General features: G+C 64.4%; 18 protein-coding genes and 1 pseudogene. 9 read left to right on the top strand and 10 right to left on the bottom strand.

Annotation, left to right across the window (positions count from 1 at the left end):
- Both AC1DBQ_RS13865 and AC1DBQ_RS13860 read left to right on the top strand, forming a co-directional pair.
- On the top strand, positions 1–220 hold a 220-nt coding region (locus AC1DBQ_RS13865), incomplete at its 5' end, for an aldehyde dehydrogenase family protein (RefSeq protein WP_476929059.1).
- Between the two features lie 313 nt (positions 221–533).
- The gene (locus AC1DBQ_RS13860; RefSeq protein ID WP_476929058.1) at positions 534–710 is read left to right on the top strand and encodes a hypothetical protein; all 177 of its coding nucleotides are present in this window, start codon (positions 534–536) and stop codon (positions 708–710) included.
- Between the two features lie 758 nt (positions 711–1,468).
- Here the strand turns inward: AC1DBQ_RS13860 and AC1DBQ_RS13855 are convergent.
- Positions 1,469–2,272: an IclR family transcriptional regulator gene (locus tag AC1DBQ_RS13855; RefSeq protein ID WP_476929057.1), complete on the bottom strand. Its 804-nt coding sequence runs from the start codon at positions 2,270–2,272 to the stop codon at positions 1,469–1,471.
- A gap of 59 nt (positions 2,273–2,331) precedes the next feature.
- Between AC1DBQ_RS13855 and AC1DBQ_RS13850 the strand changes: the two are divergent.
- Positions 2,332–3,087, top strand: a pseudogene (locus tag AC1DBQ_RS13850) (2-dehydro-3-deoxygalactonokinase); the annotation flags it as partial.
- A gap of 437 nt (positions 3,088–3,524) precedes the next feature.
- On the opposite strand, the gene AC1DBQ_RS13845 reads toward AC1DBQ_RS13850, so the two are convergent.
- The 3 genes from AC1DBQ_RS13845 to pdhA are packed head-to-tail and all read right to left on the bottom strand — an operon-like array spanning position 3,525 to position 6,973.
- Entirely contained in the window at positions 3,525–4,862 is a 1,338-nt protein-coding gene (locus tag AC1DBQ_RS13845; RefSeq protein WP_476929056.1) for a dihydrolipoamide acetyltransferase family protein, read from the bottom strand.
- Between the two features lie 12 nt (positions 4,863–4,874).
- Positions 4,875–5,870 carry an alpha-ketoacid dehydrogenase subunit beta gene (locus AC1DBQ_RS13840; RefSeq protein WP_476929055.1) on the bottom strand — a complete coding sequence of 332 codons (996 nt, stop codon included), beginning with the start codon at positions 5,868–5,870 and terminating at the stop codon, positions 4,875–4,877.
- Entirely contained in the window at positions 5,867–6,973 is a 1,107-nt protein-coding gene (gene pdhA, locus AC1DBQ_RS13835; protein WP_476929054.1) for a pyruvate dehydrogenase (acetyl-transferring) E1 component subunit alpha, read from the bottom strand. The genes AC1DBQ_RS13840 and pdhA overlap by 4 nt, the downstream gene beginning before the upstream one ends.
- A gap of 148 nt (positions 6,974–7,121) precedes the next feature.
- On the opposite strand from pdhA, the gene AC1DBQ_RS13830 reads away from it, so the two are divergent.
- On the top strand, positions 7,122–7,745 hold the full coding sequence (locus AC1DBQ_RS13830) for a TetR/AcrR family transcriptional regulator (protein ID WP_476929053.1): 624 nt from the start codon (positions 7,122–7,124) through the stop codon (positions 7,743–7,745).
- A 534-nt stretch (positions 7,746–8,279) separates the two neighbouring features.
- Here AC1DBQ_RS13830 and AC1DBQ_RS13825 read toward each other — a convergent pair.
- The 4 genes from AC1DBQ_RS13825 to AC1DBQ_RS13810 form a co-directional block, all read right to left on the bottom strand.
- On the bottom strand, positions 8,280–8,588 hold the full coding sequence (locus AC1DBQ_RS13825; RefSeq protein WP_476929052.1) for a hypothetical protein: 309 nt from the start codon (positions 8,586–8,588) through the stop codon (positions 8,280–8,282).
- A complete protein-coding gene (locus tag AC1DBQ_RS13820) occupies positions 8,569–8,901 on the bottom strand; it encodes a hypothetical protein (protein WP_476929051.1) in 333 nt (110 codons plus the stop codon). Before AC1DBQ_RS13820 ends, AC1DBQ_RS13825 begins: the two co-directional genes overlap by 20 nt.
- Positions 8,902–9,240: 339 nt before the next feature.
- Complete coding sequence (locus AC1DBQ_RS13815; RefSeq protein WP_476929050.1) at positions 9,241–9,675, bottom strand: helicase associated domain-containing protein; 435 nt, start codon at positions 9,673–9,675, stop codon at positions 9,241–9,243.
- Between the two features lie 66 nt (positions 9,676–9,741).
- On the bottom strand, positions 9,742–9,897 hold the full coding sequence (locus AC1DBQ_RS13810; protein ID WP_476929049.1) for a hypothetical protein: 156 nt from the start codon (positions 9,895–9,897) through the stop codon (positions 9,742–9,744).
- 441 nt (positions 9,898–10,338) lie between these two features.
- Here AC1DBQ_RS13810 and AC1DBQ_RS13805 point away from each other — a divergent pair, with 441 nt between their 5' ends.
- The 3 genes from AC1DBQ_RS13805 (at position 10,339) to AC1DBQ_RS13795 (ending at position 12,729) form a co-directional block, all read left to right on the top strand.
- Entirely contained in the window at positions 10,339–10,767 is a 429-nt protein-coding gene (locus tag AC1DBQ_RS13805) for a hypothetical protein (RefSeq protein WP_476929048.1), read from the top strand.
- Between the two features lie 640 nt (positions 10,768–11,407).
- Positions 11,408–12,385, top strand: coding sequence for a DUF4192 family protein (locus AC1DBQ_RS13800; RefSeq protein WP_476929047.1), 978 nt, complete (start codon positions 11,408–11,410; stop codon positions 12,383–12,385).
- A 194-nt stretch (positions 12,386–12,579) separates the two neighbouring features.
- The gene (locus AC1DBQ_RS13795; protein ID WP_476929046.1) at positions 12,580–12,729 is read left to right on the top strand and encodes a hypothetical protein; all 150 of its coding nucleotides are present in this window, start codon (positions 12,580–12,582) and stop codon (positions 12,727–12,729) included.
- A gap of 87 nt (positions 12,730–12,816) precedes the next feature.
- Here the strand turns inward: AC1DBQ_RS13795 and AC1DBQ_RS13790 are convergent, their stop codons facing one another.
- Positions 12,817–13,062 carry a hypothetical protein gene (locus tag AC1DBQ_RS13790; RefSeq protein ID WP_476929045.1) on the bottom strand — a complete coding sequence of 82 codons (246 nt, stop codon included), beginning with the start codon at positions 13,060–13,062 and terminating at the stop codon, positions 12,817–12,819.
- A 418-nt stretch (positions 13,063–13,480) separates the two neighbouring features.
- Between AC1DBQ_RS13790 and AC1DBQ_RS13785 the strand changes: the two genes are divergently transcribed.
- Both AC1DBQ_RS13785 and AC1DBQ_RS13780 read left to right on the top strand, forming a co-directional pair.
- Positions 13,481–14,824, top strand: a complete 1,344-nt coding sequence (locus tag AC1DBQ_RS13785; RefSeq protein ID WP_476929044.1) for a ParB/RepB/Spo0J family partition protein — start codon at positions 13,481–13,483, stop codon at positions 14,822–14,824.
- 358 nt (positions 14,825–15,182) lie between these two features.
- Entirely contained in the window at positions 15,183–16,472 is a 1,290-nt protein-coding gene (locus AC1DBQ_RS13780) for an ISL3 family transposase (protein ID WP_476929043.1), read from the top strand.
- 180 nt (positions 16,473–16,652) lie between these two features.
- Here AC1DBQ_RS13780 and AC1DBQ_RS13775 read toward each other — a convergent pair.
- The coding region (locus tag AC1DBQ_RS13775) for an NACHT domain-containing protein (RefSeq protein ID WP_476929042.1) at positions 16,653–18,726 on the bottom strand (2,074 nt) is incomplete at its 5' end.

The following is an 18,726-nucleotide window of genomic DNA, read 5'->3' as shown; positions in this document are numbered from 1 at the left end:
GGCCTCCTACCTCTACAGCCGCGACTTCAACCGGCTCCTGCGCGTCGCGGAACAGATCGAATTCGGCATGGTCGGCTTCAACGCCGGCGTCATCTCCAACGCCGCCGCCCCCTTCGGCGGCGTCAAACAATCCGGACTCGGGCGCGAGGGGGGCACCGAAGGCATCGCCGAATACACCACCACCCAATACATCGGCATCGCCGACCCCTACACGGACTGAGCAGACCGTTCAGGGCTGCCGCCAGCCCAACTACGGCGGCCCGGCCCGCAATAGCAGGAAGTTGCAAGACTACGTCTGTGCAGCCCAACTCAGGTTTGACTCGCCCTGACAGGATTCAGCAGAAGTTGCAAGACCTGGGTGTACGAAAAACTGGATGCCGCAATCGCAGCAGCTCATCACGAAGCCGCCCTCTAATGAGCCGGACCACACCCCGGACACCGAAGGCAAACACCAACCGCCCAGAGAGTAGGGAATTATGAGCGTTCAAGCAGCGCCCGATCGTCTCGTCATAGAKGTTCAAAAACGAAGGGAATTGGATGCCGCCTTGGACGGGGCGCTGGATCTATTGAAGCCCGCCGCCATGGCCGAAGGGGTCGGCATCCTGGTAACGCGGCTCGCCCCCGGCCGCTACGAGGCCCGGCTGAAGGCTGAGCTGCCCCCGGGCACGATAAGGGAAGGCTGGGACGCGTCCTCCGATGCCCCACGATAGTGGCACTATCCCCGGCGGGAGGACCGTCAGCTGGATGCCGGGCGCATGCTCCACGGCCGGCCAAACTCTATGCTCGCTGCGGAAGACGGCCGCCAACGTCGCGGCGGGAAGAATCGGGCCGAAGGACTCCCTCACAAGATGTGAAGTMGAGGCCCTCCTGTTGCTTGCGCCAGGGCACCGAGTCGCAGCCCTGGACCACGAAACCGGTGAAATCCGCCGCGGGAGCGTTGACGCGGTTTTCCCGGAACACGGGTTGGTCTGGGTGGTCACGGATTTAKGCGAGCGGAAGCTGTTCGATATTGCCCTTCACACGGTCTGGCCGACTGATGCGCGTCAAGTCTGTGGTGGCGGGCCCTAGGGATCAGGGCACCTCTCGATTCCAGCGCTGGTGTCGGAGATTGCGTAAAGCTGTACTCTGCGTATTTCAACAGATGAACCACGCGGCACTCTCCTGTCTTGTCTCACATAAGTTGGMACATTGCGGGGAGGGCACACACCCCAGCGCAGCCGTCACCATGGGAAACGGCGCGGCCAAAAGCCAAAAGACCCCGAACCGGGGCGGCACTGGGTGCTGTGCGGGGCAGAGTGTCCCTGCACGATAAACCGGCTTATCGCCATAGGCACTAGAGGGTGTGGGCCGGGCGTTAATCCGCAGGCCCGCAGTCAACGCATGTTTGCTGACGTGGGGTAAATCGTTTCCTTGCTTCGAGATCCAGGCCTCCGAGGCGAAGTCCGACGCGAGAGAACCACGCGACGGACTATCGTGCCGGTCTGTAGCCCATCTCCCCTGAAATGGCTGCCGCAACTTGCTTCACCTGCGGGAGGAGCTCGCGCATGCGGTCCGCCGACATGTAGGGAGCCGTCGCCGAAACGCTGATGGCACCTACGAGGGACCCTGAGCCGTCGCGGACGGGGGCCGCCACGCAGCGGATTCCCGGCTCGTTCTCCTCCATGTCGTACGAGTAGCCGCCCTTGCGGTAGTGGTTCATGCGTGCGACGAAGTCTTCCTCCGCTTTGGCTCCTGCCTTGCGGGCCGCGGGGGAGGCCGCCGTCGCATCTGCCGGGGTTTCCGTGCGCCAACGATCCACCCATTCCGCGGCGTCGTCGTCGAGCAACAGCGCTTTGCCGATACCCGTGCGCGTCAGAGGCATGCGCAGGCCGACTCGTGAGMGCATCTCAGCGCCACGCTGACCCGGGATCTTCATCAGATAGAGTACCGACCCGTACTCGCGGACGGCCAGGTGCACGGTGTCTAGCACCTRGGCCGCGAGGCCCTCCAGGGGCGGTCCGGCGACCGCGGTCAAGGGGTTGGATGAGAGAGCGCCGAACCCAAGCTCGATCAGGGTGGGCCCCAGCCCCAGGCCCGCCGGCGTGTCCCGCAGGTAGCCCTCGCTCTTCAGCGCCTGCAGGAGGCGGTGCACTGTGCTGCGTGGCAGTCCCGTGGACGCCTGGAGCTCCGGGGCGTCCCTCGCGCCGTCCGCCACGAGGCGCACGAGCGACAAGCCATTGAGCAGCGTCTGGGCGCCCTTCGGCGCGTCGTTCGGTTTCGTCGTCGAGTCCATATGTCCCACTATATGGGTTGTAGTTGAACAATGTGGGACACGGTGTTTATCTTCGTGGCATGGATCACCCCACTTCTCCCGGACAGGCCGCCCTCGTGGCGCTCGACTGGGGCACGTCCTCTCTCCGCGCGTGGTCGCTCGACCGCGACGGCTCCGTCCTGTCCGTGACGACATCCCGTGACGGCCTCCGTGCTGTCGGTGCGCGCGCGGCGGCCTTGCGAATGGACACCGCACAGGCGTTCGCCCAGACGTTGGCCGAGCTGTCCGACCGGCTGGGTGCGCCCGGCGTGCCTGCGCTGGCCTGTGGCATGGTCGGCGCTGACGGCGGCTGGATGACGGCCGGGCGACTCGATCTCCCGATCCCAGCCATGGCCTGTGCCTTGGAGCCGACGATGGTTCCGGGTGCCTCACCCGCGATCGGCATCGTTCCGCGGCTAAAGACCGCGCGGGATGCGACGGGATCGTGCGATGTCATCCGCGGGGAGGAGACGCAGGTCATCGGGGCACTTGCCCGCCTGGGCGACCCCGCGGATGCGATCCTCATCCTTCCCGGAACCCACACCAAGTGGCTGCGCGTGGCCGACGGTGAGATCGCCGACTTCGCCACAGTCATGACCGGCGAGCTGCACGCGGCGTTGCTGGATGCGACGATCCTGGGTGATCCGGTTCGSAGCGCCGATGCGGCCGGCGTGGCCGACAACGAGTCGAACGCCGAGGCGTTCGACTCCKGAGTGGCGCACTCGCTCTCCCATCCCGGTCAACCRTTCGCTGCGCGCCTCTTCAGCGCCCGCACCCGATATCTCTCCGGTGAACTGGCCCCCGCCCGCATCTCGCATTACCTGTCCCGTCTGCTCATCGGCGACGAGACTGCCTGTGCCTGGCGACCCGGGCACTGGACCCGACAGACAAAGGCAGGGCACGATGGGCCTCACGGTGGAAGCCGGCCCTGAATGCCTTCGCCATCAGCTTCGACGGAAGAATCAACTAAATGCCAACGGTGAATCCACCGTTAAACGGACACTCCCGCATGAGTGTTTAGAGGAAACCGGCGGCCTTGCTTGACGTCTTAGTACCGTGAGATGTATTTGCCCGAGGAGCGGAAGAGGGCCGGCCACCAAGTCGGCCCATTTTCGTTTAACCACACAGTCCCGAACGGCGATGCCGKACGGTCACCCCCAGCACCATGACGATGCGTTTGGGCCGTCCGCGGACACAGGCCAAGGGCTTCGCAGACGCAGGTCTGTTCCTTTCCTCAGGCAATGATGTCCAGGGGGTGCCTCAGAAGCTCGGTGAGCGTCGCGAGGAACTGTGCGGYGAGGGCGCCGTCAATGATTCTATGGTCGGCGGAGAGGGTGTATCGCATCCGGTGGCGGATTTCCAGGGCACCGTCGATGGCGACGGGCTCGGGCTGTGCAGCGCCCACGGCGAGGATCGCGCCTTCGGGCGGGTTGATGATCGCGGTGAACTGCTCGACCCCGTACATGCCGAGGTTGCTGATGGTGAAGGTGCCTCCGCTCATGTCAGCGGCGCTGAGTTTGCGATCCTTTGCGAGGCCGGCGAGCCGGTGGGACTCAGTGGCGATCTGGGACGCTGTCTTCTGATCGGCGTCAGCGATCACGGGCACGACGAGCCCTGTGCTTGAGGCGACAGCCATTCCAATGTTCACGCGCCCGTGCAGGAGGGTCTGTCCGCGATTCTCTGGAGAGTACGACGCGTTGACCTCTGGGTGCTTCCGCAGTGCGATCGCGCATGCGCGAACGAGGAGGTCGTTGACGCTGATCTTGGCGCGCCCGGTTGATTCGATGTGTGCGTTGAGATCAGCGCGGAGAGCGAGCAGTTCTTCGACATCAGCGATGGATGTCACGTAGAAGTGGGGTGCAGTGCTGCTGCTTTCTGTGAGGCGGCGGCTGATCACCTGGCGGGTCTTGTCAAACGCCACCACGGTGGACTGCCGGGCATCGGTTGACCCCACCGGCTCGGCTGTTGCAAGCGCTTCAGCAGGGGCAGCCACGGCATCCGACGTAGGTACCGGCGACTGACGCGCCAGAGCATCCTCGATGTCGGCGCGGACGATCCGACCGCCGGGGCCGGAGCCTGTGATGTGCTCGAGGCCGATAGCGCTTTCGCGGGCGAGTCTGCGCGCGAGGGGTGTCGCGAACAGGCGCTGACTGTCAGCGGTGTTCGGTTTGGTGCGCTCCGTTGTCGTCTCATCTGTCTGGGCCGACGGCGGCGGGGCGTCGACCAGCCCAGCGGGCGCGGGAGGCGTGTCAATGGAGGAGGGTTCGTTTCCCTCGCCGCTGACGGGGCCTTGTAGAGTATCAGTCCCCCTGGCGCCGGCCTTTGACTCTTGGGGGCTGCCGTCGTCKAGGTGGGCGATGATCATGCCGATAGTGGCCTGCTCGCCTTCCGGGACAAGGATGTTGTGGAGTACTCCAGTGTCGTAGGCCTCGTATTCCATGCTTGCTTTGTCGGTTTCGATCTCGACGAGGATGTCGCCGATGTCGACCCGGTCCCCGGGCTTCTTGTGCCAGACGGCGATGGTGCCTTCTTCCATGGTGTCGGAGAGGCGTGGCATGAGGATGTTGATCATGAGGGTGTCCTTCTAAGCGCAGCGGGAGACGGCGGCGAGGGTTTGCCGGATGGCGGTGGCGKCGTCTTCGGCGGAGGGCAGGGCCGCGGTCTCCAGTGGCTTGGAGTAGGGGAGGGGAACTTCGGCCATGGCGACGCGGCGTACGGGGGCGTCGAGCCAGTCGAAGGCGCCGTCGGAGATTGTCGCGGCGATCTCAGCTCCGATGCCGTAGGTGAGCCAGTCGTCTTCGAGCACGACGGCGCAGTGGGTCTTCTTTACTGAGGTGATCACGGTCTCGCGGTCGAGAGGGCGGAGACTGCGCAGGTCGACGACCTCGACGTCGATGCCGTCGCTCTCGGCCAGCCTCTCGGCGACCTGCAAGGCGACGGCCGCCATCCGGGAATAGGCGACGACGGTGATGTCGGCACCCTTGCGGGTGATGGCGGCGCGCCCGATCTCCGCGGGGGTGTCGTCGTCGGGGACTTCGCCTTTGGTGTTGTAGAGGGCCAGGTTCTCGAGGAACAGAACGGGGTCATCGTCGCGGATAGCGGCCAGTAGCAGCGCCTTCGCGTCGGCTGGGCTCGAGGGGGCGACGACCTTCATGCCGGGCACGAAGGCGTAGTACAACTCGATGTTCTGCGAGTGGGTGGCGCCGAGTTGCTGTCCGCCGCCACCGGKAGTGCGGATGACGAGGGGTACGCGCGCCTGACCGCCGAACATMCCGTAGATCTTCGCGGCGTGGTTGACGATCTGATMCAGCGCCAGCAGGGAGAAGTTGATGGTMATGATTTCCACCACCGGGCGCAGGCCCAGCATAGCGGCGCCGATGGCGGCGCCGGTGAAGCCCTCCTMGGCGATGGGGGTGTCGCGTACGCGCTTCTCACCGAACTCCGCGAGCAGACCGGCGGTGATCTTGTAGGAGCCCTCGAACACACCGATCTCCTCACCGAGGAGCAGCACGTTCGCGTCGCGCAGCATTTCGGCGCGCAGGGTGTCGTGCAGGGCCTGCCGGTAGGTCATGATGCTCATGCTGATGCTCCGATCGTCGGGAAGGGTGCCGGCTCGAACAGCGGTTGTCCGGGGAGGCGCCGCGAATCGTTGGGCACGCCGGTGGCGTAGGTGTAATCGAAGAGAGTGTCGACCGACGGGTGCGGGCTCGCCTCCGCGAAGGCGACCGCATCCGCGACCGTGCACATCGCCGCGGCGTCGATGTCAGCGATCGCCTCGTCCGACAGCAGATCCCGCTCGGCTAAGCGGGCGGCGAAGGCGGCGACGGGGTMACCTGCCTTGAGAGCTTCGGCCTCCTCCTTGGTGCGGTATTTCGCCGGATCGACTACGGAGTGGCCCTTCAGGCGTTCGCTGACCGTCTCCAGCAGGAACGGCTTACCCGACCGAGCACTCGACAAGGCTGTGAGGGCTGCTTCGCGTACGGCGACCGGGTCGCTGCCGTCGACGCGTACTGACGCCATCCGGTACGACGCCGCCCGTTTGTACAGCTCGGGCTCACCGGACGCCTTCGCCACTGTGGTACCCATCCCGAGGCCGTTGTTGACCACCACGTAGACGATTGGCAGATCCCACAAAGCGGCGATGTTCAGGGACTCGTGAAACGCGCCAATATTAGTCGTGCCGTCGCCCATCACACAAACAACCGCTTCGGAGCCGCTACGGTAGTCGATTGCGAGGGCCGCTCCCGTCGCGAGCGGCACTTGCCCGCCCACGATTCCATAACCGCCGAGCAGCCTGGCATCCAGGTCGAACAGGTGCATCGATCCGCCCCACCCCTTGGAGACACCGTCGCTGCGGCCGTAGAKCTCCGCCATGATCCGTCCCGGCGCGATGCCTCGCCCGATCGCATAGCCGTGCTCGCGGTAGTTGGTGAACAGGTAGTCGCTGGGCTCCATCGCTGACATGAGGCCCGTAACGGTCGCCTCCTCACCGAGGTTTAGGTGGCAGTAGCCGCCGATCTCGGCTTGCGTATACGAGCGGGCTGCCCGCTCCTCGAACCGGCGGATCAGCACCATCTGCCGGTAGAAGTCGAGAAGGACGTCGCTCTCGACTGGCGGGCCTTCTGCCGGAGCAAGCGAGGCGGGGGCGCTCCCCTTCGGAGGGGTGGATCTACGTGTGGCCATGAGAAACTCCTGCACCGCGCTCTTCTGGAGCGCGGCCTTGTCGATCGCCCGGGCTGATGACCGCGCAATAAATGAAACTAATACGTGTCATTATAGAATAGTTCTTGACGGCCTCGACTCACGGGGTCCGTGAATGAAAGGGCCGCCCATGAGCGACATCTCCTCGAGTGCCCCCCGGAAGAGGGGCCGGCCGACAGCGGACGAGMGTGAGGAGCGCCGAGATCAGATCCTCCACGCGGCGGTCGCGCTGTTTGTATCGAGTGGTTACGGAGAGGCTACCGTCGACGAGATCGMCGCAGCGTCCCGCGTCACGAAGCGAACTATCTACACATACTTCGGCGACAAGGMCGAAGTGTTCACGGCCGCCATCGAGCGGTTCCGCAGTCGCGCCCTTGCCGATCTTGAAACCGAGGCGGAGACGCTCCAGGATCTCGCCGCCCGCATTGTCTTCGTTCTGCACTMTGACGACGCAGTCGGCCTGCATCGACTGATGATCGGCGAGTCCGCACAGTTCCCCAATCTGGCCCAACGCTTTTACGACAGTGGGCCGCAGGGCTACATCGCGCTCTTGGAACAGCATCTCTCGCACCGGGGCAATGCCCCGGAGGCCGCGACGGAGTCGGAAGCTCTGTTTGGGCTTCTCCTCGGCGAGCCGCACCGACGACGTCTCCTCGGCCTGGCGCCGGCACCTACTCGAKAGGAGGCACGGGACTACGCGGTGCGTATCACCACCCTTCTCGGGCATTCCGAGACTGCGCCCCAGACGACTTAACCGACCGGTCTCAGAACTGCAGAGATTGAACGCCGCGTCACAGCGTCCGTTCCGGCATGATGCCCGCTAAGTGTTGCAATCACCGCAAGAACCCAAGGACCGTCTTACGGGCGCTCGGTCGTCTCGTTGGCCGGAGCCCGCCCGGTTGATCTGCTGAAGACCAATCCCTCGCGGCACGGAGTTCGTCCAGTCGGGTCCGAGAGGCACCTGACGCGTCGGGTCGAAATGAACTCGACAGAGCAGGTCCCGGGATGGGGTGACCATCCAGAGGGTGAAGTTGTGCGGGATCTGCCGATCCAGCGCCCGCTGAAAGAGCGCCATGACGGTTGGCTGGAGTTGTCCGCCGGGGAGGAACTGGAATCCCGGGCAGAAGGTGCCGTCGTCGATGACGCGCACGAGTTGCTGCATGACGGGCTCGGGGTCCTCCATCAGCTCGGAGKGCCGGCGGTGCACCATCCCGAGGGTAGGGAGCATGAATTCTGTCCGGATCGCCGCCCAGGTCTGATCGCTGATCGGTTGAGGGGTCACCGGGGCCTAGTCGCTGATGCTTTCCAAGACCCACTGGGTGGCGAGCGGGTTCCGTCGYAGCGTGAAGGTCCGCAACGCGGAGTTCGAGCTGAGGCGGACCTGAACCCTCCAGTGTTCGATGCTGACCAGGTCACCGCTGCCCACGGCGGCCGTGCTCTGGGTGTCCCACCAGGAGTCCCGGTCGAACCAGTGGACCGGATCGGCCGCCACGGCCCAGATCCGGCCATCAAACCGGACGGCCAGGGGAGTGCCGGCCGGGGTGAACCGGACGTCCACGGGGACGTCCAGGGTTGTTTCATTCGTTACTGCTGTCACGTTCTACGCGTTCTCCCAAGTTTCTTGTCATCATTTCTTCCCGGCGGGTGACCGCCGAGCTMCACACCCAAGTCCGGTAGGTCACCGGACCGTCCTTCCACGTCACTTCCACGGCCTTGGTCGTCCAGGCGTAGACCTCGCCGTCGACCAGTTCGGCGCAGTTCGGGAACCGGATCCACGCCTTCACCGGGATCCCGGGAAAGCCGTTCCTGGCCGGGAAGTGCTCGAAATCGAGCTCTTCCACCGTCAGCCCAATCGGGCCGGCCCGCCTCGCATACCGCGCCTGCAACCGGGCCGCCTGTTCCGGGTTCATACCCTCAGTTTAGAACTGACATTCGATAACAAATTTTCAGCCTCGTAATTTTATTCGAATATGTGCAGGTTTGAGCATGGGGGAGGGGTCCGACAATCAAACGGGTTGCACCCAGTGGGGACAGCCTGAGCTGTGTGGAGGGCTCCACCTGCCCCCAACGGGCGCAACCGGGAAGGCGGTCCTTGCTGCGAGCCATGAGGAAAGCCTCCGCGCGAATCCAAGGACTCAAGCGCGGAGGCTCCCGGTTCTCCAAGCTGGGGGGACTGGAGAACCCCTCCAAGAGTACTAGCCCGGGTGAGGTCCTGACCGGTGGCCTGCCGGGAAGCGCGGCCTTCCAGATCAACGCCGGCGAGGGCGGCCCCTGGTCCTCCCGACCTGCCAACCGGGAACGGCGGCATCCAGGAGCCTGACCTTCACCGGATCCAATTCACCGMGGCGCCGTTTGTACCGCTGGGTATGGATCCACACCCCGAGGGCGTGCTCCCGTTCTGAATCGCACTCCTTGTGGCGGGGCCAGTCGTTGCCCTCGTGCCGGAAGTCCACGAGCTGGGCCAGCCGGTGGTGCCAGCGGGCCTCGTCCTCGGCTTCCCTGCGGTTTCCCCGCCACCCGGGCACGTGGGCCAGACCGTCACGGTAGGCCGGGTCCAGGGTCCCCGCGGCCGCTTCGCGCCGGCGTGCCGCCAGCCAGCGCGCCATCGCCCGTTCGCTCCGTTGCCCGGAGCGGTCACGGGGGAGCCGGCCTTCGGCCTTGACCCAGGCGATKAGCTCGTCCATGCGGGCGAGGTCCGTGGGGGAGGGATGAGGAACGGGTGCGGCGCCGGCGGCCACCTGGTGTTCGGCCTAGAGGCCCGGGTCCTGGCGGCGGGCAATGACGAGGTGGTATCCGACCGTGGCGGGCCCGGCGCGCACGAGGGCAGCGATGCGTTGCCGGCTCAGTCCGAGCCGGTACATCAGCACCCATTCGGCGTCAGGAGCGCGCCGCAACCGCCTGTCCATGATGGACATCCTGCCACGACCTCTCCATGGGTCGGGCAGGCACCGCGGATTCCACAGACAGCGCTTTCGGGCGTCCGCTGGCGCGGCCGGCTGTGGGGTCCAGTGCCTCCGTCGCAGGGCTCCGGAGACCCTGGCCCTTCCTCACGTCTTCGACGCTTTTTTGGTTGCTGTCCTGCGGATTCTAGGCGTCCGCTCCACCCCGTCTAGCCCCGGTTTCGCAAGCTCCACAGGGGCCTGCGGCCCGTGCAATCTTCTCCGGCGCTCCTGCGTCGCTGATTTCCTCCGCAGATTCCACGGCCCTTGCCTGCGGTAGACAGGGCTCCGTCGGCCGCCGAGCAAGCAAGCTTGCCAGCAACCAAAAAACAACGGGGGGAGAGGGGACGCTGGCCGGTCACCACTACCGCCCCACCCACCGAAATCCTCTGCAAAAGGAGCAACACCATGAACGCAATAACCACGAAGACGGTGACCACCCAGGACACCGGGGAAACCATCGACGGCGCGACCGTGCTGGGCGACTACCACGTKAACGGCGGCTACGACTGGATGGAACTCATCGGCGAACACGGCTGGGCCGTGATCCCCAGCTGGGGCAGTGACGGCTGGGACCTGGGCCAGTGGCCCTACGTCATGGTTGCCGCGACCCGGACCGCTGACAGCATCGGGAACCTGTTCGGCGTCGCCACCTACTGCGAGGGAGACGTGACGTGCACGTACTACCGGACCAAGGCCCGGCAATGGGACGCAATCAGCGAACAGGCGTTCTTCCACTGGAAGAACGGCCAGGCCCACGGCCCGGACGACCTGCCCGAAGCCGCCGCGGAGCTCCCTAGCCGCTACCGCATGCCGTACATGGCCAACGTCGCCTAAACCGGCTGAAACCTTGCCGGGCGGAACCACCGCCCGGCAGGGTCCGCCCCTGCTCAACAAGGGACCCGGACCGGCCGACAGGGTTCGGGCGGTCCGCCGCCGGTGGTTGGCTGCCGTCGGTGGTTACCGGCGGCGGACCGCCATTTCCGGGAAGGACCGCAGGTGGAACAGCCCGAGTGCCGGCCAGACCGGGGGCGTGGCCGGCACGGGCGGAAGCCGGGGAKACGAGGGGAAGGGCATGCTCGCAGGGCTCGCACCCTTCCGGGCGTCCGCTGGCGCGGCCGGCTGTGGGGTCCAGTGCTGTCCGTCGCAGGGCTCCGGGCCGCCCTGGCCCGTTGTCTACGTCTTCGACGTTTTTTGGTTGCTGTCCTTCGGATTCTAGGCGTCCGCTCCACCCCGTCTAGCCCCGGTTCCGCAAGCTCCACCGGGGMCTGCGGTGCAGGGAATGTCCCTCCGGCGCTCCTGCGTCGCTGATTTCCTCCAGGAATTTCCTGCCCCTTGCCCTGCGGGTAGACAGGGCTCCGTCGGCCGCCGAGCAAGCGAGCTTGCCAGCAACCAAAAAACAACGGGGGAGAGGGGACGCTGGCCGGTCACCTGAGCCGCCCCACCCACCGAAATCCTCTGCAAAAGGAGCAACACCATGATTGAAAAGATCAACCTCACCGGTCCCGCTGACCTGCTGGCGACCATCCCGCACCTGCTGGGGATAACGCCCTCGGAATCGTTCGTGGTCCTCACCGCCCATGCCGGCGCCCTCGGCGCAACGCTGCGCGTGGACGCACCTGAACACGTCGAACCGCTGAACTACGCACAGACGCTGACCAGCCACGCAACCAACGATGAGAAGGCAACGGCGTCCTACCTCGTCGTCTACACCGACGAAGACCATGACAGCTACCCCTACGCCGCGCACGTCGCCGCGCTGGTCAGCGAGCTGGCCGCAGCCCGGATGCCCGTGCGGAACGTTTGGCTCGTGACCTCCACTTACTGGACGGAGTTCGGCACGGACCAGGGGCACCCGCTGGAGCAGATCATCGACAGCCAGGCCAACGCGGCACTGACCTTCTTTGGCAGCGCCACGGACGTCGACGTCTACAATCCCGCCCTCCTGGGCACCTGGGCCATGCCGGTGGAAGCCCCCGCGGGCAGCGAAGCAGACATTGAGGAAGCATGTGCCGCGTGGGCGGCCGTGCTGGACAGCACCGGGACCCCGGACAGCGACACGGCCCGGAGCATCGCGGGAGCGTTCCAGCACAAAATGGTCCGGGACTTCCTGTTCCGCGAGACCATCACCACCCACAACGGCAACTTCGCCGACGTCATCCTCGGGACCTTCACCGGACGACCGGACTGGAACCGGGTGGACCGGGCCCAGGCCATCGCGTTCGAGCTGATGAAAGCAGTCCCGGCAGGCCAGCGCGCACCAATGCTGACCCTGATGGGGTGGCTGGAATGGCTCAAAGGCAAMGGCACCCAAGCAGACCGGTATCTTAAGCACGCGGACACGGACGCACCCGGGTTCCGGCTCGCAGGGTTGCTGCTGGAACTGATCAACCGCGGCTCAGTCGCAGACGTCGCCCGCGACCCGGAAACCTCCTACCAGCGCCACGCCAACTAAACGGCCACGGGCCGCGGGCCGGGATCGCCACGAGGATCCCGGCCCGGCCTTTTCTTCGTGGCGGGGCGGCCTCCCCCGCTTCGCTCCTCCGGCCGCCGGACGCTCGCGCGGGCGCAGCCAGGAAACCCAGCAAGCGTGTAGAAACCACGGCTACAGTGAACCCACGAACACTGCACCGACCAGGAARCGTGAGCATGGGAACCGAATACATCCTGACCGACGACGACAAACCGGACGCGGAGCCCAGCCTGGCTGAAGACGTCATCGAAATTCGTCTGCTCACCGCCGGCGAACCAACCGGGGCTGCGAATATCGGCTGGGCCCAGGAACACCACAACCTCTAACCACCAGGCAGCGAGACGCTGCCCACCCAAATTTCCTTTGCAGAGGGAAAAACCTGGAAAGGCCGGCACCCAGGTGCCGGCCTTTCCTCATGCCCGCGCTTTTTCCAACACCCGGCGCCACAACACGAATGCCGCCAGGGCATTGAGGACGGTGATGAAKACATCACCCGCCGCCGGCCGGGCGATGACGAGATCGAGGACCACCAGCGCCAGCGCTCCAGCTGCGGTAGCCGTGAACACCACCGCCAGGACCCGGAGGACCCGAGGAGATTCCATCCCGGCACCGTGCCCCGCACGGCCCGGGCGGCCATCACGCGGGGCCGGCTCAGTCATGCCCTCACCTTACTCAGGTAGGGCATGCTCGCGGGGCTCGCACCCGTTCGGGCGTCCGCTGGCGCGGCCGGCTGTGGGGTCCAGTGCTGTCCGTCGCAGAGCTMCGGCCCGCCCTGGCCCGTGTCATACGTCTTCGACGCTTTTTTGGTTGCTGTCCTCCGGATTCTAGGCGTCCGCTCCACCCCGACTAGCCCCTCCTTMGTCGGGGCCTGCGGTGCAGGAATTTCCCTCCGGCGCTCCTTCGTCGCTGATTTCCTCCAGGAATTTCCTCCCTCTTGCCCTGCGGGTAGACAGGGCTCCGTCGGCCGCCGAGCAAGCAAGCTTGCCAGCAACCAAAAAACTACGGGGGGAGAGGGGACGCTGGCCGGTCACCACAGCCGCCCCACCCACCTCAATCCTCTRCAAAAGGAGCAACACCATGAACACCACACCCACTCTCGAAATGCTCGACCCGGCCTCCCTGACCGTGGACGTCAACGTCCGCAAAGACGCCGCCCTGACCCCCGATTTCATTGCCAGCATCAAAGAGCACGGCGTGATGGAACCCGTGATCGCCCACCCCAAGGATGACGGCGTGGTGCATGTCCTGATGGGACAGCGCCGCACCCGCGCCGCCGTCGAAGCCGGGCGCGCCAGCATCCCGGTGATGATCATCGAGTCCCCCGAGGAAGCCGAACGGATCGTGACGCAGGTCGTGGAGAACATCCAGCGCGCCGAACTGACCGAAGCGGACGAGGCCGACGCCTACCACCAGCTGTCCCTGATCGGCGTTTCAGCCGCCGCGATCGCCAAGAAGACCGGGCGGACCAAGACCACCGTGGAGAGTGCTTTGAAGGCCAAATMGACCGACACCGGATCCGCCGCACTGGGCAACGGATATACCATCGATGAAGCGCTCATCATGGCCGAATTTGAAGGGAACCAGGACGCGACGGAGGAATTGGAGTCCGTGATCGCGGACGAACCCGATCAGCTCCTGCACGTCGCGCAGATGCTCCKGGACCGCCGTGATAGCGCCGCCGCCCTCGCCGCACTGATCGAGGAACTGGAAGCGCAGGGCAAGACCATMGTGGAGGACGCCGGGCACTACGCCAACGAAGAGAACCTGTACGTCTCGGCCGCGAAGCGGGCCGACGGGGAACCGGCCACCGACGAGGACGCCAACGCCTACCTGATCAGCACYGACTACCGGGGCCAGCACAAAGCCAACCCCGTCATCACCGGCTGGAAGGACCTGGGCTTCACCCCGAGGTACGAACGCTACGACGGCGGCACGCAGGCCCAGAAAGGCCCGATGACCGAGGAACAGAAAGCCGATCGGAAGACCCTCATCGCTAACAACAGAGAGATGGAGAGCGCCACCAAGGTCAGGCGCGAGTTCGTGAAGACCCTGCTGTCGCGGAAGACCGCGCCGAAGGGATGGCAGTACTTCACCGTCCACGCCATCACCCACGACCCAGAAACCGCCAGCGGCTACGACGGCAAGGTCGCCACCGAGATGATCGGGGCCAAGACCGGGGCGGACACCGACCGGTGGGGCTGGAACCCGTTGCGTGACCACACCGCCAAAACCACCGCCCGGCCCGAGTTCTCCCTGATCGCCCTGATCTGCGCAGGGTATGAGAAGACCATCCAGAAAGACTCATGGAGGAGCGCCGAGAAGCGGCACTTCCACTACCTGAACCAGCTCACCGCATGGGGTTACACCGCCAGCGCCGTGGAGCAGATCATCATCGACAAGCACACCACCGACACCGAGTAACCTGAAAAGTGAGCCGGGCGGCTGACCCCCAATGCAGCCGCCCGGTTCACTCACCCCAGCGAGGGTCGGGAACTTTCGGTAACGCGGGCGGTCCGTCGCCCAGGGCGAACCACAGCAGCCACTCACCAGCGACGGACCGCCATTAACCGCGACCACGCGACCTATGGACTATCACCCGCGGGGCCAGGAACAACGAGGCACCCACCCCCGCGGCAGCACCACAAACCAGTTCAGCTAAGCTGAACCGGCTCTCCGCGGTTGGTGGTGAATTCAGGCTCGTGTCTTTAGACGCGAGGGGCCCGTAGCCCTGTTGTGATGGATGTTCTTGACGCATTCATCGATGACAGGACTACGAGCCTTGACCGAGCTTACTTCCCGACGCACCGACGCTGCCACCGCCATCTTCAACCTGCCTGACTACCGCGTTCTTGAAACAGAGATTCTGGGCTTCGGACAGCGCCGGATCCACGTCGAGAGCACCGTCGAATCCGGGTGTCCGGACTGCGGGGTGATCGGCACGCGGCGGCATTCACGGCGCCGACAGCGGGTCCGGGACATTCCCGTCGCGGGACCGGTGGAACTCATCTGGTCCAAGCGCCGCTATTTCTGCGACGAATCAGAATGCCCCCGGGGAACATTCTTCGAAGCCACCGTCGAGGTCCCGCGTCTGGCCCGCTCCACTCGACGGCTGCGGGACATGCTCGTCTCCGCCGTCATTGATTCCGGCCGCGCCGCCACCGAGACCGCTGCCGCGCACGGGGTTTCGTGGTGGCTGGTCCAGCGGGCCCTGAACATGGCGGCCACCAGGCTTCCGGACGTGGACACGCTGCGGCCACGGATGCTGGGCATCGACGAACACCGGTTCCGGTCCGTCCGGTTCTTCCAGGACCCGGAAACCAAGGCCTGGCAACGCTTCGAGCCATGGATGACCACCATCGTTGACCTGGACACCGGGCAGGTCCTCGGGGTGGTCGACGGCCGGGACCACAAGGGAGTCGGCGAGTGGCTCTTCAAGCGCCCGCTCGAATGGCGCCTCGGCGTCCAGGTCGTCGCGATCGACCCGTCCGCGGCATTCCGAAAGGCCCTGCGGATGTGGCTGCCGCGCACCGCCGTCTCGGTCGACGCCTTCCACCTGGTCCTGCTCGGCAACAACATGCTCACCGAAGTCCGCCAGCGCCTGACCCAGGAAACCAAGGGCCGGCGAGGACGCACCACCGACCCGGTCTGGGCCAACCGGAGGCTGCTGCTCCGGGCCGGCGAGACACTCTCGGACCGCGGCAGCGACCGGCTCAGCCAGGTCTTCGACCTCGATGACCCGACCGGCAAGCTGCAGGCGGCATGGAACGTCAAGGAACAGCTGCGCGCCCTGCTGCGCACCAGCTCACTCGAAGACGCCGCCGCGGCGAAGGCAAGACTCGGGGAACTCGTCGACCATGCCGCCCAGCCCKAGACGAACAGGCTCTGGCGCACAGTCTGCCGCTGGTGGAAGGAAATCGAAGTCCTCATCGTCACCGGCGCCACCACCGCAAAAGTCGAAGCGAACAACACCACCATCAAACACCTGAAACGGACAGGACGCGGATTCGTCAATAGCCGGAACTACACCACCCGCATTATGCTCAGAAGCGCCGMCCGAACGGCGGCCTGAACATTCACCGCACACCGGAATTCACCACGAACCACGGAGAGCCGCTGAACCACAGATTTCCTTTGCAGAGGGAAACCAGGACGGGCCGACATTGTCGGCCCGTCCACTCTTTGTCCCGGTAGTCAGGAAAAGGGCTGAAGCACTCCAAATCGTCCGGTAACCATCCTGAGCGATTTTKGCCTACGCGCGCGGTGGGATCGAATCGCGTCCAGCCGCTGCCCTTGCCGGGGATGGTCTTGGCGCCATCCCGAACTGTTGTTCAAAGTTCAGAGGCGGAAGGTGCCGATATTTGACTCCCAAGGGATCGTCATCGAAAACGTTGAAATCAACGAGGCCCACGGACCCTTCAGTCCACTTCCTTAATCGCTCCGGCAAATTCAGCACAAGGTTATCGCTCAGCGCCGAGGATGAACGCTTCTTTTTACGCCGCGCGGACGCGGCTCGAATCGCGAGAATCGTGGGTAGCTCGGGCCAGCAGCGAGCCAGACTGTTCACCAGCTCAKATTCATCGTCTTGCCCTTCGGTAAGAGCKAGCACGACATAGGCGAGCAAAGTACGCACCGTTTCTTCGAAGCTAGTCAAACGCTCGGGAGCAATCCAACTGCCMCTGTGTGCCTGTACGTACTCCAGAGATGCGCGGAGCCGTGAAATAACCTGGTGGGGGAATCGCGCATCCTGGTTTAGTTCCTCGACAAGGCCGGCGATGAGCAGCTGTAAATGGGGGCTCGGGGCGCTGTGCACCTCAGAGTTGAAAACCCCATCGATCAGCCACCAAGCCACGCCGGGCACCCACCCATAGAGGCCGTAGCAAACGAAGTAATCCCAGACGACTCCGGTGTCCTCGGCCGCCAGTCCTTTACCGAGGAGCCAGTTCACGATCACAGGGTCTGAGAGCGATACGAGTTCATCAGGGTAGGTTTCCAGCATCTCGTCTACAACTGGYGCCCAAATGCCGTGGAAGCGGCTGCCGGACCCAGAGAGCTGGAGACTTGACCAACCATAAAGGAACTTCCTCCGCGCGACAGGGCTCGAAGCAGGATGTAAGTACTCGGACTGAAAGTGGTCCCTAGCTGGTCCGCTTATTTGCAGCAGAGCTGTAAATAACTCTGAGTCCATCGTCAGTTTCCAGTCGCGCATGATGAGCTCAAAACCCTGGGATCTCGCATACGGCGCCAGATTGGCCCCGTCCATCAGTCGAAGAAGGAGGGCGGGAGGAGCCGCGTTTTGGCAGAGACTGATGAAGACGTTTGTTGCTCCACGGGTGCGGGTCTGATCGAAGCTTTGAATGAGGAGCTCGGGCAGCAAGGACGTACTGTCTTTTTCGTAGGCCTTCCGGAGCCGCTCGGCCATATCTCCAGCATTCTCGGCTTCTCGTGCGAACGCCTCTGCGGCGAAAAATTCGTAGAAGGTTCGATGGGTGAAAGAGAAAATTCGATGCCCGCCATACTTACTGGTGCCGGTCACGCCCAAAAGCCAGGCGCGCCCTGCGCAGAAGTCCAGGAAGTCGCTGGCGGTAGATTCCGCTTTACTTTGCATGAAGCCAAGGTCTGACACCATGTAGGTCGAGAGAGTCTTGACGATGACCTGCTCTTCCAGACCCGTCTGAGGGGCGGACGACGTGTAGATCCACCGAGCGATTTCTTCCATCAGCCTGTCCRTATAGTCAGGCATCACCTCGAAGTGCTTTATCTGCCGGTGTGCATCCCACTTATGGAAGAGGAGCTGCGCGCACTCCCTGTAAATACCCCTCCTATTTGCGGGGATGGCACCGCTATCGCGGTACAGAATGCAGAGCAATGACAGGAGCAAGGGATTGGACCGTAGGTCACTGACTGCTTCAGATTCTGCAAGGAAGTGGTCGACCAAGTGGGCCTTGTTGTTCTTGTCGAACCACCGCTGGCAGTACTCTTCGATCTGGTCAAAAGTGAATTCCTGAAGGCGTACGCTTCGAAAAACTTTTGGATTCAGGGGAGCGTTTACATAGCCCACTTCTCTCGTCGTGACGAGGATAGACGTAGACGGAAACTGGGCAGTGAGGCGATGTATGCGCTTCACCATGTCCTGGCGCCGAKGCAGGTCCGTTATCTCATCGAGCCCATCAAATATGACAGCTATCTTGCCAGTCAACAGCAGCGCTTCCATCGCAGCCTCGGTCACCGGCTGGTGTTCGGCAGTCAACTGCTTGGAAGCGTAACCAACGAGCGAACCAGAGAAGTCAACTGCTTGGAAGCGTAACCAACGAGCGAACCAGAGA

Source organism: Arthrobacter sp. 10T413_2 (assembly GCF_056394205.1).
This window is presented reverse-complemented; position numbering and strand designations above follow the sequence as displayed.

Bases quoted from the DNA above. Each gene is read 5' to 3' on its own strand.
- AC1DBQ_RS13810 (WP_476929049.1), bottom strand. From the start codon at position 9,897: ATGGACAGGCGGTTGCGGCGCGCTCCTGACGCCGAATGGGTGCTGATG.
- AC1DBQ_RS13795 (WP_476929046.1), top strand. From the start codon at position 12,580: ATGGGAACCGAATACATCCTGACCGACGACGACAAACCGGACGCGGAG.